Origin of the sequence: Microbacterium ulmi (assembly GCF_011759705.1) — a bacterium.
GTDB classification, from domain to species: Bacteria; Actinomycetota; Actinomycetes; order Actinomycetales; family Microbacteriaceae; genus Microbacterium; species Microbacterium ulmi.
Genome location: NZ_JAAOZF010000003.1, coordinates 1 through 1495 on the forward strand (window position 1 = coordinate 1; position 1495 = coordinate 1495).

Annotated in this window: 1 rRNA gene (cut by a window edge); it reads left to right on the forward strand. The window is 55.1% G+C overall.

The window, feature by feature from the left end:
- The first annotated feature begins 208 nt into the window (after positions 1-208).
- Positions 209-1495: ribosomal RNA gene (locus FHS08_RS16555) — 16S ribosomal RNA — on the forward strand; it runs 335 nt beyond the window's last position.

The following is a 1495-nucleotide window of genomic DNA, read 5'->3' on the forward strand; positions in this document are numbered from 1 at the left end:
GGAGTGTCCGATCCTTGAGAACTCAACAGCGTGCACTTGTCAAATGCCAAATTTTACCTCGTCCTGGTCTTCGGATCGGGTGAGATTCCTTTGGATCAAAGTCCGGCACTTTGGTGTCGGCATCGGATATGTCAGTGATGGCATTCTGTTTGGTCATGGTTGAACTCGCTGCGGTCTGCCCTTTTGGGGTGGGTTGTGGTTTTCGTTTTTTACGGAGAGTTTGATCCTGGCTCAGGATGAACGCTGGCGGCGTGCTTAACACATGCAAGTCGAACGGTGAAGGAGAGCTTGCTTTCTGGATCAGTGGCGAACGGGTGAGTAACACGTGAGCAATCTGCCCCTGACTCTGGGATAAGCGCTGGAAACGGCGTCTAATACTGGATATGAGCCGCAGCCGCATGGTTAGTGGTTGGAAAGATTTTTTGGTCAGGGATGAGCTCGCGGCCTATCAGCTTGTTGGTGAGGTAATGGCTCACCAAGGCGTCGACGGGTAGCCGGCCTGAGAGGGTGACCGGCCACACTGGGACTGAGACACGGCCCAGACTCCTACGGGAGGCAGCAGTGGGGAATATTGCACAATGGGCGGAAGCCTGATGCAGCAACGCCGCGTGAGGGATGACGGCCTTCGGGTTGTAAACCTCTTTTAGCAGGGAAGAAGCTTTCGGGTGACGGTACCTGCAGAAAAAGCACCGGCTAACTACGTGCCAGCAGCCGCGGTAATACGTAGGGTGCAAGCGTTATCCGGAATTATTGGGCGTAAAGAGCTCGTAGGCGGTTTGTCGCGTCTGCTGTGAAATCCCGAGGCTCAACTTCGGGTCTGCAGTGGGTACGGGCAGACTAGAGTGCGGTAGGGGAGATTGGAATTCCTGGTGTAGCGGTGGAATGCGCAGATATCAGGAGGAACACCGATGGCGAAGGCAGATCTCTGGGCCGTAACTGACGCTGAGGAGCGAAAGGGTGGGGAGCAAACAGGCTTAGATACCCTGGTAGTCCACCCCGTAAACGTTGGGAACTAGTTGTGGGGTCCATTCCACGGATTCCGTGACGCAGCTAACGCATTAAGTTCCCCGCCTGGGGAGTACGGCCGCAAGGCTAAAACTCAAAGGAATTGACGGGGACCCGCACAAGCGGCGGAGCATGCGGATTAATTCGATGCAACGCGAAGAACCTTACCAAGGCTTGACATATACAGGTAACGGCTGGAAACAGTCGCCCCGCAAGGTCTGTATACAGGTGGTGCATGGTTGTCGTCAGCTCGTGTCGTGAGATGTTGGGTTAAGTCCCGCAACGAGCGCAACCCTCGTTCTATGTTGCCAGCACGTTATGGTGGGAACTCATGGGATACTGCCGGGGTCAACTCGGAGGAAGGTGGGGATGACGTCAAATCATCATGCCCCTTATGTCTTGGGCTTCACGCATGCTACAATGGCCGGTACAAAGGGCTGCAATACCGTGAGGTGGAGCGAATCCCAAAAAGCCGGTCCCAGTTCGGATT